This window comes from Mesorhizobium sp. P3_A8, assembly GCF_056402995.1.
On record NZ_JBFUGI010000004.1, the window covers coordinates 259,855 to 277,240 of the forward strand.

Annotated in this window: 16 protein-coding genes; 10 read left to right on the forward strand and 6 right to left on the reverse strand. The window is 63.3% G+C overall.

The window, feature by feature from the left end; all coding sequences use genetic code 11:
* The first annotated feature begins 145 nt into the window (after positions 1-145).
* Positions 146-2,191, forward strand: a complete 2,046-nt coding sequence (locus AC1DX4_RS11940) for an SPFH domain-containing protein (protein ID WP_477220501.1) — start codon at positions 146-148, stop codon at positions 2,189-2,191.
* 72 nt (positions 2,192-2,263) lie between these two features.
* On the opposite strand, the gene AC1DX4_RS11945 is transcribed toward AC1DX4_RS11940, so the two are convergent.
* Both AC1DX4_RS11945 and rocF read right to left on the reverse strand, forming a co-directional pair.
* Positions 2,264-3,319 (reverse strand): ornithine cyclodeaminase, encoded by a 1,056-nt coding sequence (locus AC1DX4_RS11945; protein WP_477220502.1) that lies wholly within the window; start codon positions 3,317-3,319, stop codon positions 2,264-2,266.
* Between the two features lie 2 nt (positions 3,320-3,321).
* On the reverse strand, positions 3,322-4,254 hold the full coding sequence (gene rocF / locus AC1DX4_RS11950) for an arginase (protein WP_477220503.1): 933 nt from the start codon (positions 4,252-4,254) through the stop codon (positions 3,322-3,324).
* A gap of 136 nt (positions 4,255-4,390) precedes the next feature.
* On the opposite strand from rocF, the gene AC1DX4_RS11955 reads away from it, so the two are divergent.
* The gene (locus tag AC1DX4_RS11955) at positions 4,391-4,831 is read left to right on the forward strand and encodes an Lrp/AsnC family transcriptional regulator (RefSeq protein WP_091582685.1); all 441 of its coding nucleotides are present in this window, start codon (positions 4,391-4,393) and stop codon (positions 4,829-4,831) included.
* Positions 4,832-5,234: 403 nt separating this feature from the next.
* Positions 5,235-5,603 carry a hypothetical protein gene (locus AC1DX4_RS11960; RefSeq protein WP_477220504.1) on the forward strand — a complete coding sequence of 123 codons (369 nt, stop codon included), beginning with the start codon at positions 5,235-5,237 and terminating at the stop codon, positions 5,601-5,603.
* A gap of 26 nt (positions 5,604-5,629) precedes the next feature.
* Here AC1DX4_RS11960 and AC1DX4_RS11965 read toward each other — a convergent pair whose 3' ends face one another.
* Together AC1DX4_RS11965 and AC1DX4_RS11970 are read right to left on the reverse strand one after the other, a co-directional pair.
* Positions 5,630-6,658: a CobW family GTP-binding protein gene (locus tag AC1DX4_RS11965; RefSeq protein WP_477220505.1), complete on the reverse strand. Its 1,029-nt coding sequence runs from the start codon at positions 6,656-6,658 to the stop codon at positions 5,630-5,632.
* On the reverse strand, positions 6,655-7,677 hold the full coding sequence (locus tag AC1DX4_RS11970; RefSeq protein WP_477220506.1) for a LacI family DNA-binding transcriptional regulator: 1,023 nt from the start codon (positions 7,675-7,677) through the stop codon (positions 6,655-6,657). Before AC1DX4_RS11970 ends, AC1DX4_RS11965 begins: the two co-directional genes overlap by 4 nt.
* A gap of 203 nt (positions 7,678-7,880) precedes the next feature.
* Between AC1DX4_RS11970 and AC1DX4_RS11975 the strand changes: the two genes are divergently transcribed.
* From AC1DX4_RS11975 to dusA, 6 genes are all read left to right on the forward strand, one after another.
* On the forward strand, positions 7,881-9,002 hold the full coding sequence (locus AC1DX4_RS11975; RefSeq protein WP_477220507.1) for a substrate-binding domain-containing protein: 1,122 nt from the start codon (positions 7,881-7,883) through the stop codon (positions 9,000-9,002).
* Positions 9,003-9,103: 101 nt separating this feature from the next.
* Entirely contained in the window at positions 9,104-10,630 is a 1,527-nt protein-coding gene (locus AC1DX4_RS11980) for a sugar ABC transporter ATP-binding protein (RefSeq protein WP_477220508.1), read from the forward strand.
* Positions 10,627-11,679 carry an ABC transporter permease gene (locus AC1DX4_RS11985; protein WP_477220509.1) on the forward strand — a complete coding sequence of 351 codons (1,053 nt, stop codon included), beginning with the start codon at positions 10,627-10,629 and terminating at the stop codon, positions 11,677-11,679. The genes AC1DX4_RS11980 and AC1DX4_RS11985 overlap by 4 nt, the downstream gene beginning before the upstream one ends.
* Complete coding sequence (locus tag AC1DX4_RS11990; protein ID WP_477220510.1) at positions 11,676-12,632, forward strand: cyclase family protein; 957 nt, start codon at positions 11,676-11,678, stop codon at positions 12,630-12,632. The genes AC1DX4_RS11985 and AC1DX4_RS11990 overlap by 4 nt, the downstream gene beginning before the upstream one ends.
* 28 nt (positions 12,633-12,660) lie before the next feature.
* Positions 12,661-13,647, forward strand: coding sequence for a 2-hydroxyacid dehydrogenase (locus AC1DX4_RS11995; RefSeq protein WP_477220511.1), 987 nt, complete (start codon positions 12,661-12,663; stop codon positions 13,645-13,647).
* 381 nt (positions 13,648-14,028) lie between these two features.
* Complete coding sequence (gene dusA / locus AC1DX4_RS12000; RefSeq protein WP_477220512.1) at positions 14,029-15,027, forward strand: tRNA dihydrouridine(20/20a) synthase DusA; 999 nt, start codon at positions 14,029-14,031, stop codon at positions 15,025-15,027.
* A 103-nt stretch (positions 15,028-15,130) separates the two neighbouring features.
* Here the strand turns inward: dusA and AC1DX4_RS12005 are convergent, their stop codons facing one another.
* Both AC1DX4_RS12005 and AC1DX4_RS12010 read right to left on the reverse strand, forming a co-directional pair.
* On the reverse strand, positions 15,131-15,838 hold the full coding sequence (locus tag AC1DX4_RS12005) for a TIGR02281 family clan AA aspartic protease (protein ID WP_477220513.1): 708 nt from the start codon (positions 15,836-15,838) through the stop codon (positions 15,131-15,133).
* Positions 15,839-15,946: 108 nt separating this feature from the next.
* The gene (locus AC1DX4_RS12010) at positions 15,947-16,177 is read right to left on the reverse strand and encodes a DUF1289 domain-containing protein (protein WP_477220514.1); all 231 of its coding nucleotides are present in this window, start codon (positions 16,175-16,177) and stop codon (positions 15,947-15,949) included.
* Positions 16,178-16,374: 197 nt separating this feature from the next.
* Between AC1DX4_RS12010 and AC1DX4_RS12015 the strand changes: the two genes are divergently transcribed.
* Positions 16,375-17,373: a nicotinate-nucleotide--dimethylbenzimidazole phosphoribosyltransferase gene (locus tag AC1DX4_RS12015; RefSeq protein WP_477220515.1), complete on the forward strand. Its 999-nt coding sequence runs from the start codon at positions 16,375-16,377 to the stop codon at positions 17,371-17,373.
* Positions 17,374-17,386: the final 13 nt, after the last annotated feature.

Sequence of the window (17,386 nt, forward strand, 5' to 3'; positions counted from 1 at the left end):
ATTTCCCCATCCAATGAGCAGCCCAAACGTTCGACTCGCCCTTAGCGCGTCGAGCGTGTCGGTGCGCGATCTCCCCACTTCATCAATCAACACCAACCGGGTGGCCGTCGGGTGAACGAACCCGCGCGCCCATAGGAGAGAAGAAATGGAAGCCCTACAATATCTCGGCCCGATGGAATGGACGGCGATCGAGGTCGCCGTGCTGGTCGTCGTGCTGGCAATCCTGTTCTGGTGGAGCGGTGTGGTCCGCTACATCCCAAACGACAGGCTCGGCATCCTGGAAAAACTATGGAGTTTTCGCGGCTCCGTTAGCAATGGCTTCATCGCGCTCAACCGTGAGGCAGGCTACCAGCCGGAAGTCGTGCGCGGTGGCCTGCACTTCTTCATGCCGTTCCAATATTCGATGCATCGCGCCAATCTTGTCACCATCCCGCAGGGTCAGATCGGCTATGTGTTTGCCCGTGATGGCAAGCCGCTGCCTCCGACGCAGACACTTGCTTGCAACACCGACGCCGACGATTTCCAGGATGTGCGCGGCTTTCTCGAAAAAGGCGGACAGAAAGGACCGCAACGCAAGATCTTGCGTGAAGGCACTTACGCCATCAATCTCGCACAATTCATCGTGCTGACCGCCCAGTCGATCTATTCCGTTAATCTGAGCGTGTCGGAACAAAACCTTTTTTCCAATATGTCCAGCATGATCTCGGAGCGGGGCGGCTTTGAGCCAGTCGTCATCCATAATGCCGAGGACATGATCGGTATCGTCACCATCCATGACGGTCCGGCCCTGCCGGACGGCGAGATCATCGCACCGACCGTCGCCAACGATCCGAACGACCCGAACTTCCACAACAATTTTCAGGACCCGGAGAAGTTTCTCAATGCCGGTGGCTACCGTGGCCGGCAGCTGCAGGTGCTAGCCGACGGCAGCTACTTCCTCAATCGTATCTTCGCGACCGTCGAACTGGTCGAGAAGACGATCATTGACGTTGGCACGGTGGGTGTCGTTGTCTCCTATAACGGCCGCCACGGCACGGATATATCCGGGCAGGCATACCGTCACGGCGAGCTGGTAGAAATCGGCGCACGCGGTGTCTGGTCAACGCCGCTACTGCCAGGCAAGTATGCGTTCAATACCTATGCCGGCAAAATCATCACCGTGCCGACCACCAACTTCGTGCTCAAATGGACGAAGGAACAGTTTGGCGAACACAGGCTGGACGAGAACCTGTCTGAAGTGTCGTTGATCACCAAGGATGCGTTCGAGCCGGTGCTGCCGCTCTCCGTCGTCGTGCATATCGACTATATGAAGGCGCCGCTGGTGGTGCAGCGTTTCGGTGACATCAAGCGGCTGGTCGAACAAACGCTCGACCCGATGGTTTCTGCCTACTTCAAGAATATCGCCCAGACAAAGACGCTGATCCAGCTTTTGCAGGAGCGTAGCGACATCCAGCGCAAATCGGGCGAGGAGATGCGCGAAAAATTCAATACCTACAGCCTTGAGCTGCAGGAAGTGTTGATTGGTACGCCCCGAGCCGCCAATGGCCAGAACAGCATAGAGCAGATCCTGATCCAGCTGCGCGAGCGCCAGATCGCTGTGGAAAAGGTCGAGACTTATAAATTGCAGGAGAAGGCGGCCATTCAGGAACGCACGTTGCGTGAGAAGGAGGCGCTCGCCGAACAGCAAGCCAAGATCACGACGTCGGCGCTTACCATCGAGATCAGCGAGAACGAGGGCAAGGCGCAACTCGCCCGCACCCGCCAGCAGGCGGAAACCATTCAGGTCACTGCCAAGGCGGAGGCCGAGAAGGTGCGCCTCGGCGGCCAGGGCGAGGCCGACATGATCAAGGCTATCGCGTATGCCGATGCCGAACGCATCAAGGCGACCGGTTTTGCGGATGCCGAGAGGGTGCGCGCCATCGGTCTGGCGGAGGCCGAAGCCACCGAAAAGAAGGTCGCGGCCTTCGGCGGCCCGGACTATCAGCTCAACTCGCAGGTTCTCATGCGCTTCGCCGAGGCAATCGAAAATGGCAGGATACCGCTCGTGCCGCAGATCCAGATCGGCGCGACAGGTGGCGAGAAGGGGGCCGCCAATGGCCTTGTCGAGATGATGCTCTCGATGCTCGTCGCCGACCGGGTTGGACCGCAGACCGTACCGGATGAGATCCCGGCACCCGTTGAGGAGGAATGACTAGGGATGGGCCGGTTGTACCGGCCCATTTTGCGCTCTGCCGAAACATACCGCGGCGAGATGCAGGCCGCCTCAGGCAGCCGGTTGCATGGCCGCCCTCAGCAACATGCCGAACAGGTCGCGTGGTTCGTCGGGGTCAGCCAGAAGGTCAAGTTCTTCATAAAGGCCGGTTGCTTGCAACTGGTCGCGCACATAGCGCAGCGCCGAAAAATCCTCGATGGCGAAGCCGACAGAATCGAACAGCGTGATCTGTTTGCCGTCTCGGCGGCCTTGCGCCTTGGCGGCGATCACTTGCCAGAGTTCTGTCACCGGATAGTCGGGATCCAGCTGCTGGATTTCGCCCTCGATGCGTGTCTGTGGCGGGAACTCTACGAAAATGTCGGAGCGCAGCAGGATGTCCTTGTGGAGTTCGGTCTTGCCGGGGCAGTCGCCGCCAACCGCGTTGATGTGGACGCCGGAGCCAACCATGTTGTCGGTGAGGATGGTGGCGCACTGTTTGTCGGCGGTAACGGTCGTGATGATCCCGGCGCCTTCAACCGCTTCCTGTCCGGTTGCGCAGATAGTGATGTCAAATCCCATGCCAGCCAGGTTCTTCGCGCATTTCATCGAGGCTGAGCGGTCGATGTCGTAGAGCCTGAGCCGATCGATGCCGGTCAGCGCCTTGAAGGCGATCGCCTGGAATTCCGACTGCGCGCCATTGCCGATGATGGCCATGGTGCGCGCACCGCGCGGTGCCAGATACTTGGCCGCGACTGCTGAAGTGGCGGCGGTGCGCAGCGCCGTCAGGATGGTCATTTCGGTGAGCAGCATTGGGTAGCCGCTTCCAACATCGGCGAGCACGCCGAAGGCGGTCACCGTCTGCAGGCCCTGGCGCATGTTCTTCGGATGCCCGTTGACATATTTGAAGCCATAGAGGCGCCCATCACTTGTCGGCATCAGTTCGATGACGCCGTCATGGCTGTGCGAGGCGATGCGGGGCGTCTTGTCGAAAAGCTCCCAGCGACGGAAGTCTTCTTCGATGTAGCCGGCGAGCTCGGTCAGGAAGCGCTCGACGCCGATGGCGATCACCAGCTTCATCATGCGGTCGACGCTGACGAAGGGGACGATGTTCAGCTTGGCCGTGGTCATTATCAAAAGCTCCCGGAATGGCTGCGGGTCGGACGGTCCATGATGCGGCGCCCCATCAGGCTCGCCGTCAGGTCAACCATCAGAGTCGCGGTGCGGCCGCGCTCGTCCAGAAAGGGATTCAACTCGACAAGGTCCAGACTGGAGACGAGGCCGCTGTCGGACAGCATCTCCATCACCAGATGCGCCTCGCGGAACGTCGCGCCGCCGGGGACCGTGGTGCCGACTGCCGGCGCGATTGATGGGTCGAGGAAGTCGACGTCGAGACTGACATGCAGCAGCCCGTCTTCCTCCGACACACGCGCCAGGAAGGCGCGCAGCAGCGGCGCGATGCCGTACTCGTCGATGGCGCGCATGTCGTGCACAGTCACGCCCGCCTGATTGAGCGCGCTGCGCTCGGCCGGGTCGACACTGCGCAGCCCCATGGTGCAGATACGCTTGGGGTCGACCGCTGCCGGCAGATCCGGAAAATAGCCGCTGAAACCCGGCTGGCCGCTGGCGTAAGCGAGCGGGACACCGTGCAGATTGCCGCTGGCGGTGGTGTCGAGCGTGTGGAAGTCCGGATGCGCGTCGAGCCACAATACGAACAGTGGGCGCCTGGCCTCTGCGGCGCGGCGGGCGAGGCCCGACACGGTTCCCGCCGAGATCGAATGGTCGCCGCCGAGAAAGATCGGCATGGCGTCCTCGCTCGCCGCGTAGGCGGCCGCGGCAATGGCGGATGTCCAGGCCGATATCTCGGGCAGGGCCTTCAGCGCCAGATTGCCATGCACAAGGCGCCTTGCTGGAAGCGGCTGAACGGCGCCCATGTCCTCGACATCGTGGCCGAGGCCTGACAGCACATCGGCAAGTCCGGCGGTCCTAAGCGCACTCGGCCCCATTTCGCATCCCATCCTGCCTGCGCCGTCCTGCACCGGCGCCCCGACGATTCTGCAACGCATTCTTTTTCCCGCGGCCCAAGTTCGAATGAGCGCGAGAAGATCATGGCGAGCCGGCGATATGAACAGGCAGAATTGGCAATTCGAAAAGCATCGTTTATCGTAATGGCAGCGAAATTGATCAAAATGGTAACCCGTCATGGATGCACTGGACGAACGGCTCGTGACCTTGCTCCGGCATGACGCGCGGCGCAGCGTGTCGGATCTCGCCGTCGATCTCGGCGTCTCGCGTGCCACGGTCAGGGCGCGTATGGAGCGGCTCGAACGGTCCGGCGAGATCATCGGCTACACTGTGGTGCTGCGCGCCGACGCGGTCGATCAGCGCATTCGCGGTATCATGCTCATCGAAATTGAGGGCCATGCCGCCGACCGCGTGGTCCGGGCGCTGGGTGGCTTCCCTGAAGTCTCGACCATCCATACCACCAATGGTCGATGGGATCTGGTGGTTGAACTCGGCACGGCCTCGCTGACTGATTTCGATGCGGTGCTACGGCGCATCCGCCTCATAGCCGGCATAACGGGCAGCGAAACCAGTCTACTGCTGGCGACGCCACGCACGACGCGAGCACGACTGACCTAGCTCTTGCGACGAGCAGAAGGATCGATGGTCTGGTCGCCCTTAGTGTCGCTTTACCATCCGCTAAAACAGCCCTGCTGCACCAAAGACGGTTCACCCGCGCTGCTCCTTTTCGGGCGCTGCCTGCCGACGGAAATTACCTCACCCAGGAGGTTGTTCGCCGGAGCATCCGGAACCCGGCATGAGGATGAAGCCAGGGCTGCCCAGGTGGGTGAGCCGCGTCATCAACGGCTTTGCGCGAACTGTCCGCATTCGTCAACGTGAACTCGGCGCGGCTTGTCAGGCGGCCAAAGGGGGAGATAGAAGCGACTGCGTGCCTGGATTGCGCTTCGCAGGACTGGCCTGTCCCGGATGGCGGCCCTGGCGGTTTCGAGGCAGGCGGCAATGTCCATGGGGCTGCAGCAGCATGACGGTTCGTTACGCGTTCTTCGAAGGCACCATCCACCCGGGTCGGGAGGCCGAGTTCAGGAGCATCGTCCAGGAGCGCCTCATTCCGCTCTGGACGACGTTTCCGGGATGCCAGAACGTTACGGTCTCGTTCGAAGTCGAGCATGACGACGGAGTGCCGTCCTGCCCCATGGTTCTCTCGTTCCATTATCCGGATCTGGAGACCCTGCGCATGTCGCTGCAGTCGGAGGTTCGAACCGTTAGCCGAGGCGTCACTGCCGAGTTGTTGAAGCTGTTCGATGGCCGGATACGCCACCATATTTGCGAGCCTGCGGAAGGGGCCGGTGCCCAGCATGCCTTCGAGGGCGTCGCCAGTCTTGCAATCTGACTTGGGTCGGCTGCCGTTGCGCCAAGTCAGCCGGCGATAGACCAGTCGATGCCGCTCGAGCCTATCAGCCGGGCGAGGTTTTCGCGCTGCTGTGCCATGTGATCGAGGATGATGACCAGCCGGGAATTGTGGTCTTCCGTTGGCCAGGCCGCCAGCGTTTCGGCGGGGTAAAAGGCATCGTGGACCCCGTGCACGACCACCGGCAGGTCCGACCCCACCACGTTGAGGATGCCCTTGAAGCGCAAAAGGGATGGCGCGAACTCGCCAACGAGGCCGGATAGGAAGGCGGTAAGTGCGGCCCAGGCGACCGGATCCCGGGCCTCGAGCGACAGGGTGCCGATGCCGTTGTGCGCATGGGGCGCATGGCGAAGCCGGTCGGGAACGCCGTCGACATCGGCCCACGCTCCGAAGTCTTTCTTGCGGTCATCGTCGGCAATCATGAGACGCTTTGCGTCCACGACACCTGACGTCACGGCGATGACTGGTGCGTGTGGATTGAGTCCCGAGACTTCAGCGCGAACGGCCGCTGTTGTCGTCTCGCTCGCGAGGTCGGTTTTCGTCAGGACGACGAGATCGGCCACAGCGATTTGCTGGCGGGCCTCCTCACGGGTATGGGTCTGGTGCAAGGCGTGCTGGGCATCGACCGTCGCGACCACCGAAGACAGCGGGAAATCGCCGGCAACCAGCGGATTCGTCGCAAGCTCGCGCAAGATCGGCCCGGGCACAGCCAGTCCGGTTGTCTCAATCAACACGCGCCGCAGGTCCAGGCGATCGTCGCCAACCCAACGGCGGCGCAAGGCGTTGAGGCTTTGCGGCAGGTCGGCGCGCATGGTGCAGCACAGGCAGCCGCTGCGCATCAGCACCGTTTCGCCATCGATCCTTTCGATCAGGTGATGATCGATCCCGATCTCGCCAATCTCGTTGATGAACACGGCAGTGCCGCGCATGGCCGGGTCAAGGAGAATGTGCCGAAGCAGGGTCGTCTTGCCGCTGCCGAGCATGCCGGTCAGCAGTGTGACGGGCCAGCGCGGAGGTCCGTCCGGTTCGCTGCTCACGTGGCCCGAATGACGAGGCGCGGTGGCAAAATGATCCGTTCGGGCATTGCCGTCGGATGGGCGATGCGTTGCAGCAGGCGGTGGGCGGCCACCTCTCCGATATGGCTGGTACCGACCGCGATTGTGGTCAAAGGCGGCTGGCTGATTGCCGATTCCGCGACATTGTCGAACCCGATCACCGCCACGTCGCGGCCCGGCTCAAGGTTGAGACGGTAAAGCGCGCTGAGGGCGCCATGGGCAATGACGTCGTTGTGGCAGAGTAGCGCCGTCGGCCGGTTCGGACCGGCCAGCAGCGCCATGACCCTCTCGGCAGCTTCAACGCGAAGGGACGGGCAGGGCATGACATGGGCTGGATTCAGCCCGTGCCGTCGCAGGGCGCCGGTGAAGCCAGCCAAGCGCTCCGCCGAAGCCGAGGTCTGCCGGTCCGCGCCAATGAAGGCTATCCTGGTATGCCCGCGCTCGATGAGATGCTCGGTCGCGAGTTCCGTCCCAAGCCGATAGTCGGCGCCGACATAGTCCGTGGCAGTGCCGGCCACCTGCCTGAGAATCTGCACCACCGGTACACGCGAGCGCTGCAACTCCTCGATGACCTTGCGGTCCGTTCCCTCGGCGGGGCTGAGGATGATGCCGTCAGCGCCCTGTTCGCGCATGCGCTGGATGAAACGCGATTGTCGCTCGGTGCTGTCATTGGTGTTCGCAAGGAAGGTCAGCAGCCCTGCTTCCTCGAGCACGCGCTCGATGCCGGCAGTGAGTTCGGCGTAAAAGGGATTGGTGATTTCCGCAACGACCAGCCCCACCGTCTGCGAGCGCCCTGAACGCATCGAGGCCGCGCCGCGATTGTAGACGTAGCCGAGTTCGGCAATCGCCTCGAGCACCCGCACCCGCGTCACTTCCGCCACCAGCGGGCTCTCGCGAAGCACCAGCGACACGGTCGAGCGCGATACGTCGGCGAAATCAGCGATGTCGCTGAGGGTCACGCGCTGGTCAGCGCTGGCGGATGGCGGGAGGCGGCCATCCATCTGATTCTTCTTGGATCGATCCATAAATTTTTATCGCACAAGGTCAAGATTGGATCAATAGGTCCCAGTTCGTTTGGGGTCAAGCTTTTAGATCGATGCAAAAGTTGTTGCATCCTGCCTGAGGATTTGCAATTGTCGTGCCGGTACCACCCGCGGGATCGGTTCGCCGAGGTGAGGTGGTGTTCAATGGGATGGAGAACGAAATGAACAAGCGCTTTGGACGAGGCGGTCCGGCACTGCGGTGGGGAGGGGTTGCCCTCCTGGCGCTGCAGGCGGCGGGATTCGCCAGCCTGGCTCATGCCGATGACGCCGTGGCGAATGCAAAGGCGGCGGTCGCCAAATATGCCGGCCCGCAGACCACCTGGGAGGGACCGACCAGTGCGCCCGCTCCCGCCAAAGGTATGAAACTGGTTTTCCTGTCGGGTGACGAGCAGAACGACATCTCGCACCTCTATGGTCAGTTCATGAAGGAAGCCGGAACCAAGCTCGGCTGGGACGTGACGGTCATCGACGGCAAGGGCAGCCCGACCTCCTGGCTCTCCGGCTTCAACCAGGCAATCGCGCTGAAGCCCAACGGCATCGCGATCTTCGCCGACGCCGCGAGCCTCAAGGATCCGATTGCCGCTGCCAACAAGGCCGGCATCACGGTGATCGGCATGCATGCCGCATCGCTGCCAGGACCGCAGCCCGATCTCGGACTGTTCGTGAACATCCAGGAAGACCCGCGCGAGATTGGCGCCGCCGAAGCCGACTGGGCGATCGCCGACAGCGACGGGAAGGCCAAGGTCGTCGTGCTGACCCATAACGAGTACCAGATCGCCGAGACCAAATCGAAGGCGACGCGCGACCAGGTCGCCAAGTGCACGACCTGTCAGGTCGTCGAATATGCGAACTCGCCGGCCTCCGAGGCGGCTCAGCGCATGCCGCAGTTGACCACCAGCTGGATCCAGCGTTTCGGGACGCCGCTCTACATCACCTCCGTCGGCGACAACGACTTCGACTTCGCCGTGCCGGTGCTGCGCACGGGCGGGCTCAAGCCGGCTGACGTCAAATTGATCGGCGCGGACGGCAACCGGTCGGCCTATGACCGCATCCGCAAAGGCAATTTCCAGACCGTGACGGTTTCCGAGCCAATCGAGTTGCAGGCCTATCAGGCGGTCGACGAGTTCAACCGCGCCTTCAACAAGCAGGCGCCGAGCGGTTTCGTGCAGCCGCCCTATCTGGTGACGCCGCAAAACGTCGACAAGGAAGGCGGCGACAAGAACAACTTCGTGCCGTCAAATGGCTACAAGGAACACTACCTGAGCAATTGGGGTGTCAAGTAGACTGCTTCGCAACGACAAGCGCGGCGTCGTTCCTTCGGACGACGCCGCGTATTTCTGCAGGCGCGGACCACGGGTTCGCGCGGCCAGCTTGAGTACCGCCCATGCCGTTTGAGCCATCCTCGCCACACCGGGGCGACGAACCGGTGCTTTCAATCACCGGTCTTTCGAAGGCGTTTACCGGAACGCTCGCGCTCGACAATGTCGACTTCGACCTGCGGCGTGGAGAGATACATGCTCTGCTTGGCCAGAACGGCGCCGGCAAGTCGACGCTGATCAAGATCCTTGCCGGTGTTTATCCGGCGCTCGCTGGCGACATCCGTGTCGCAGGCCGCCTGGCCGACCCGATCACCGAGCGGCTGCCGATCAACTTCATCCACCAGGACCTCGGGCTCGTGGACAGCATGAGCGTCGGCGAGAATGTCGCGATCGCCGCCGGCTATTCCCGCCGTCGCGGTTTGATCGACTGGCGTGAAACCGATCGCGCCGCGCGCCGGGCGCTGATGGCAATGGCCAGCGACATCGATCCCGAGGCTCGCGTCGGAACGCTGACGGCCGCCGAAAAGTCGATCGTGGCGATCGCCCGCGCGCTTGCCACGCGCTGCGATATTCTGGTGCTCGACGAGCCGACCGCGTCCCTGCCGGAGGCCGATGTCGGCCGTCTGTTCGAGGCGCTTGCCCGCCTCAAGGCGAACGGGCTCGGCATCATCTACGTTTCGCACCGCCTGGATGAAGTGTTTCGCATCGCCGACCGGGTGACGGTGCTGCGCGACGGGCGCAAGGTCGCGACTGCCGACGTCAGAGATACCGTGCCCGCCCGGCTGGTCGCGATGATCGTCGGGCGGGAGCTTGGCGAGACCGAACTCGTGCCGCCGCCGGCGTCCGTGCGGCCGTTGCTCACGGTGTCGGAGCTGCAGTCGGGACCTGCCGGACCCGTGAGTTTCTCGGTGCCGGCCGGTGAGACGCTCGGGCTGGTCGGCCTGCGCGGTGCGGGCCATGACACCATCGCCCGCGCTCTGTTCGGCGATCGCCCGATCGATGGCGGGACAGTGACCCTGGGTGATCGCCAAATCGCGCCGGCCACCGCGGAGCAGGCAATGGCGGCCGGCATCGGGTTCATCTCGAGCAAGCGGGGCGAGGAGAGCATGGCCGCCTCGCTCAGCGTGCGCGAAAACCTCTACCTCAACCCGACCTTGACGGGGACAAAGCCCTCGGGCTGGATCGATCCGGCGGCAGAGCGCGCCCGTGCCGCAGGCGTTGTCGCTCGCTACTCGATCCGCCCCTCCGACCCGGAACGGGCCATAGCGACGCTGAGTGGCGGCAACCAGCAGAAAGTCATCGTTGCCCGCTGGCTCGAGGGTGCCGTCGATCTGCTCATCCTCGAAGAACCCACGACAGGCGTCGACGTCGGCTCGAAGGCCGAAATCTATGCCCTGATGCAGAGGTCACTCGCCAAAGGCATGGCTGTGCTTTTGGTCTCGTCGGATTTCGAGGAAGTGGCCAAGGTGTGTCACCGGGCGCTCGTGTTCAATCGCGGTAGAGTGGCGGCCGAAATACCCCGCGACCAGTTGACTGTGTCACGCCTGACGGCGCTGGCGGCCGGCGCCGAAACTTTTGAGGTCACAGCATGACTGCACAACTTTCGCAGCGCGGAACCGCGATGGCGCGGGCGACCCGGTTCGTTTCCGTCTGGGGTCTCCTGATTGTCCTCGTCGCGCTTATCGCCCTGTTCTCGGCGCTCAAGCCCGACACCTTCCTCACCTATTTCAACTTCCAGGCGCTCGCCGGCAGCAAATCGATCCAGGCCATCGTGGCGCTCGCCGCGATGATCCCCATCGCCGCCAATCGCTTCGACCTGTCGGTCGCCTTCGTCCTTGGCATCGCCCAGGTGCTGGCGATCGGCCTCCAAGGCATGGGCATACCTTGGCCGGTGGTCGTGGTGCTGATCCTGGCGCTCGGGGCGCTGGTGGGCCTGATCAACGGCTTGTTGGTCACCGTGGTCGGCATCGACAGCTTCATCGCCACGCTGGGTACAGGGACGGTCCTGCTCGGCATCAACCAGTGGTACACCGGCGGCCAGCAGGTGCTGGCCAACCTGCCCGATTCCTTCCTTGCCCTGTCCAGCGTGGTCTACGGCGTGCCGCTGCCGGCGGTCTACGTCCTGGTCATCACCATCGTTCTCTGGGTCGTGCTCGAATTCCTGCCTGTCGGCCGCTTCGTCTATGTGCTCGGCATAAATCCGCGTGCCGCCCAGCTCAACGGCATCTCGGAAAAGAAGTACGTCACCGGAGCGCTGGTCGCTGCCGGCGTGCTCTCGGCATTCGCCGGCATTGTGCTGCAGTCGCAATTGCAGGTCGGCCAGAGTTCGGTCGGCCAGGAGTACCTGCTTCCCGCCTTCACCGCCGCGCTGCTGGGCGCTACGGCCATCAAGCCCGGACGGGTCAATGTCTGGGGTACCGTGCTGGCCGTGGCGGTGCTCGCCGTCACTGTCGCCGGCCTCAATCAACTGGGAGCGCCATTCTTCGTGGAATCGCTGTTCAACGGCGCAACCCTGATCATCGCGGTGGGCCTGGCCGTAACCGCCAGCAAGCGTCGGACCGTGGCGGGCACCGCCGCCGACGCCGCGGCGCGCAGCAGCGCCAGTGTGCCGGCCACGCCTGCCGAGGGAGTAAGCAAATGACCGGCAAATCATCCGACGAACCCGCCGACGCCAGTCCCGCGCTCGGTGCGAACTGGTACCCTTCTCGCTGGGGGGCGAACGACCAGCGCGGCAACGGCAATCTGCAGGGACCGCACAAGGTGATGCAAGCGCTCGCCTTGGCCAGGACCGGAGCGATCGTTTCCCTCGGTCATCGCTATGATGCCCAGATTCCGCTGGCGCCGGGGCGCATCTTTGGCCTGCGCATGCCCGGTGGGCCGACCGGTGGTCCGCATGGCGCCCGCAGCAAGACGGTCTGGAACGACGAGTTCCTGACGACCGAGATCGGCCAGATCGGTACGCACATGGACGCGCTCGGCCATCTCGGCCGGCAGGTCGGCGATGCGGCCGATCACGGCAACATCCTTTTCTACAACGGCAACCCGCTCTCCGAGATCTGGTCGCCCTATGGACTGCGCCGGCTCGGCATCGAGAATGCCCCGATCTTCGTCACTCGCGGGATCCTGTTGGATGTGCAGGCGCTCAAGGAGCGGGTACTCGATCCCGGTGAGGAAATCACCGTCGCCGATCTCAAAGCCTGCCTCGAACGGCAAGGCCTCAGCGAGGCGGCGTTCACTCCCGGCGATGCTGTGCTGGTGCGCACGGGGCATGGCAGCCGCTTCCGCACGGAGGCCGCGACTTTCTACGATGGCGCGCCCGGTCTCGGGCTGGCGGCCGCCGAATGGCTGGCGCCGTTCCAGCCATCGGTAGTCGGAGCCGATAATTTTGCCGTCGACGTGGTCCCGCCGGTCGATCCGGAGGTGTTCCACCCCTGCCATCAGCACTTGATCATGCAGCATGGCATCCATCTGCACGAAGGCCTTGCGCTCGATGCCATCGCGGCGACCGGGGTCAGCGAATTCGCCTATGTGTTCGCGCCGGTGCCGATCGTGGGGGCGACCGGATCGCCCGGCACGCCCTTTGCAATCATCTGATCGGCCCTCTCACGTCCTGGACGCTGTAATGCAGACGCACAAACCTTCGCAGCCGGCCGACGCCTCCGGACGCGCTCCCGAAATCCTTGTTCTGTCGGAGCTTGAGCCCGCCGCCGCCATGGCTGAACTCAACGCCCGGTTCACTTGCTACAACGCCTTCGAAAGTCCGGGACTTGAGGCGCTGATTGCCGCACATGGCCAAACCATTCGTGGTCTTGTGACCACCGGCGGTCGCGGAGCCGACGCACACCTCATCGATCGCTTGCCCGCCCTTGAACTGATCACCGTATACGGTGTCGGTGTCGACGCCATAGACTTCGCAGCCGTGCGCCGACGCGGCATCAGCGTGACAAATACGCCCGATGTCCTCACCGACGACGTCGCCGATCTCGCCATCGGCCTGTTCCTCGCGGCAACGCGGCTGATCGCGGCGGGGGATCGTGCGGTGCGCGCGGGACAGTGGTCGGCGCCGTTGCAGTCGCGGCTTCCGCATAGCACAAGGGGGCGCAAGGTCGGTATTGTCGGCATGGGGCGGATCGGAAAAGCCATCGCCAACCGCCTCGCCGTGTTCGATGCCGAGATCGCCTATTGCAAGTCCAAGCCGGCGAGCGACATTGCGTACCGATATTTTCCCGATCCCGTCTCCCTTGCAGCGTATTGCGACGTGCTGTTCATTGCGGTGCCGGGCGGTGAAGGCACGTTTCGCTTGATAGACCGCACGGTGCTCGATGCTCTTGGTCCCGAAGGCTTGCTGGTGAATGTGTCGCGCGGCAGCGTCGTGGATGAGACTGGCCTGGTTGCAGCGCTCGAATCGAACAGTCTGGGCGCCGCGGCACTCGACGTGTTTGCCGACGAGCCCAACGTACCGGCGGAGTTGCTGAGGTTGGAAAACGTCGTGCTCACCCCTCATATCGGCAGCTTCACCCAACAGACGCGACTGGCCATGGGACGACTGGTGATCGAGAATGCGGACGCATACTTCGCAGGACGTGCGCTTCTTACCCAGGTCGAGTGAGGCCAGCTGGCGAGTTTTATGGTGCCGATATCTATGCCTCGGGGATACGGTTCTGGACGCGCCGGGATCCAGACCTATGAACCGTTCACGGTGACAGCCACCCTGTTCAATTTTCCAAGCTGCCGCCTCAGCATATCGAGTTTGCAGAGTCGGACCGGACAGGGGGCTTGCCACATCGCACAAGTCGTCGATATGAAGGTCAGAAAGCTCGCCGAAGGTCCTGAACCCCGCGATACGTGACCCGCTTTGCATCTCGCCGCGATCGAGTTGGCGCTCAGCATCGATGGCTCAACTCCGCGCACCATCGCGTCGCGAGAACGTCTCGCTTACGTATTGTTCTTTGCAAGAAACTTCGGCCTTGCGCGATTTGATGTTAGAAAAATGAAGCACTATCAAGAACATAGATTGTCTATTGCACCCATGATGGACTGGACGGACCGGCATTGCCGGTTCTTCCATCGTCAGCTGACGAGCCGTGCGCTGCTTTATACCGAAATGGTGGTGGCTGACGCGGTCATCCACGGCGCGCGCGAGAGGCTGCTCGGTTTCGATGTGGTGGAACATCCGGTCGCGCTGCAGCTTGGCGGCTCGGATCCGGCAAAGCTTGCCGAGGCGGCGCGCATCGGCGAAGCCTTCGGCTATGACGAGATCAATCTCAATGTCGGCTGCCCGTCAGACCGCGTCCAGTCGGGCACGTTCGGCGCCTGCCTGATGAAAGTGCCCGATCTCGTTGCCGGTTGCGTCGCGGCGATGAAGGCGGCGGTGACCATTCCCGTCACCGTCAAATGCCGCATCGGCGTCGACGAGCAGGATCCGGAGCCGGCGCTCGATGCGCTGGCTGATGGAGTTTTCGAGGCTGGCGCCGACGCCTTGTGGGTGCATGCGCGCAAGGCATGGCTGGAAGGTCTGAGCCCCAAGGAAAACCGCGACATCCCGCCGCTCGACTACAACAGGGTTTATCGGTTGAAGGCCAGAAAGCCGAACGAATTCATAGGCATCAATGGCGGTATTAAGTCGCTTGAGGAGGCGCGGGCGCATCTCGATCATGTCGACGGCGCCATGCTTGGCCGTGCCGCCTACCACACGCCTGGCATTCTGGCCGGTGTTGACGCCGCCTTCTACGGCGCGAAGCCCGAGACGTTCGATTTCGCCGCGCTGATCGATGCGATGGCGGATTATGTGGCGCGCCACATCGAACAGGGCGGGCGGCTCGGCCATGTCACCCGCCATATGGTCGGGCTGTTCCATGGGCTGCCCGGCGCACGCCGCTATCGCCAGATCCTGTCGACCGACGCAAACCGGCCCGGCGCCGGGCCTGACGTACTGAAGACGGCTTTCGCGGCTGTCGAATTCGGCGGAAGGGCGGCCGAAGCGGCCTGATCTAGAGCAATTCCAGGAAAAGTGTGTAACGGTTTTCCGTCCGGAATTGTGTCAAAACAAAGAGTTAGAGCAGTTCGCCATTTCCGTGAAACGGTGAATTGCTCTAATCCCTGAGGACCATCCGGTCGCCGCGCACGTCGAAGCCCGAAAGCGAGCCGATGAAGTTCATGCCGAGCAGGCTTTGGCTCAGCATGCCGGGGGCTGCGACCATCACCGACATGTCCTTGCGCACGATGCCGCCGATCGCCACCGCGTCGGTTTTGACCGCCGCGGCGCGCGCCATGCCGTTGGCAGTTGAAACCGGTATCGTGTAGTTGAGCACCGCCGGGTTGAAGCCTGCGGCCTGCGCGTCTTCCGATGTCAGCACGGTGCTGGTCGCGCCGGTGTCGACAATAGCCCGAACCGGATTGCCGTTGACCAGGATGCGCGCTTCGAAATGGCCATTGTCGGCCTTGTCGAGCGTCACCGTGGCGTGACCGTCCTCGACGCCAAGCGCCAGCGGACTGCCGGGAACGAGGCCCGCGGTCACCCGGCTGGCGACGTCCTGCAGTTCGTAGCGATACTGGTAGCCGGCGATTAGCGCGAGCACGATTGCCGCCCAGGCGCCGAGGTTGCGAGCCATGTCGCCCCACGGGCGGCCCGAGCGCAGCAGGCCAGCGCCGATGAGGGCGCCGAAGGCGCCAAGCCAGATCAGCCTGCCGAAATCGTAATTCTCGACCCCAAGCGTGCTGCCGGCGGAATCGTTGAGCATGAGCAGGACTGCTCCCACGCCGATCACCGCCATCAGAATCCAGAACAGCCGACTGCTCATCCGTGCCTCGCTAGAGCAATTCCAGGAAAGTGTAGAACGGTTCTTCGTCCGGAATTGCGTTAAAACAATGAGTTAGAGCGGTCCGCCGTTTCCGTGAAAGGGTGAACTCTAGAGTGCGTCGCGTTCGCGGGCCATACGGGTGCGGCGCGTCTCCCGGCGCGGCCGGCGCTCGACCGTTTCCAGCCGGGCCGGCAATTCGGCCATCACACTGCGGCGTGTTTCCGGCGTCATCCCCATCCAGGCGCCGATTTCCTCGCGCGTGCGGCCGCAACCGAAGCAGAAGCCGGTTTTCATATCGATCGAACAGACAAGGATGCAGGGAGATTCGATGACGGTCATGACTTTCGCTTGAGGGATCCGTACGGAATCCGCTCTTTCACCTCCACATGGTGCAACGGCAAAGCCAATGCAAGCCCTCGCGTTCGCGCCTTCCCAGGCCATCTTTGCGGCAATCAAGGCGGATGTTTGCGAGAGGTTGTGCCGATCACGCAACGCGGCTATGCCGCTCACCAACTCCAGGAATGATTGCTCACGACATGACCAGCGCTCTGCCTTTCGATGATTTTCGCAACCTGCTCGACAATCTGCCGGCAGCCGACCTCAAAGCCGAAGCGCGCGTGCGCACACTGTTTGCCAAGGCCGACAAGCCGGCGCATTCACTCGGCCGCATCGAGGACATCGCCGCGTGGCTTGCCGCCTGGAGCGGCCGGGCTCCGCCTGCCGTGACAAGACCGCTGATGGCTGTCTTTGCCGGCAACCATGGTGTTGTCAGGCACGGCATTTCGCCGCGACCGGTGGCGGCAACCGCCAACGCGGTCGAGCTTTGCGCGGCCGGCGGTGCGGCAATCAACCAGATCTGCATCGCCAACGATCTCGGGCTGAAAGTGTTCGATCTTGCCTTGCACATACCGACCGGCGACATCACCGATGACGACGCGCTCGATGAACGCGGCTGCGCGGCCACCATGGCCTTCGGCATGGAAGCGATCGCGGGCGGCACCGATTTGCTTTGCCTCGGCGATCTCGGCGTCGGCAATTCCACCGTCGCCGCCGCGCTGCTTGCCGCACTGTTCGGGGGCAGGGGTGCCGATTGGGTCGGCCCGGGATCCGGCGCCGATGCAGCGATGCAGGCGCGCAAGGCGGAGGTGGTCGATGCGGCGCTGGCCTTTCACGGGGGCCATCTCGAGGACCCGTTAGAGGTGCTGCGCCGGGTCGGCGGCCGCGAGTTCGCGGCGATAGCCGGCGCCATCCTCGCCGCGCGGATGCAGAATATTCCCGTGCTGCTCGACGGCTTCGCGGCAACGGCAGCCGCAGCGGTGCTTTATGTCGCGACCCCCGCAGCGCTAGACCATTGTCTGCTCGCCAGCCTGTCGCCGGAGCCCGCGCACGCCAAGGCCGCCGAGTTGCTTGGCTTCCGCCCATTGCTTGACCTCGATATAAGCCATGGCGAAGGGGCAGGGGCAGCCCTTGGCGCTGGCCTGGTCAAGGCGGCGGCGCTGACCAGTTCAGGCATGGCGGCGGCTGTTCGGGGCTAGGATCCTTGGTCCT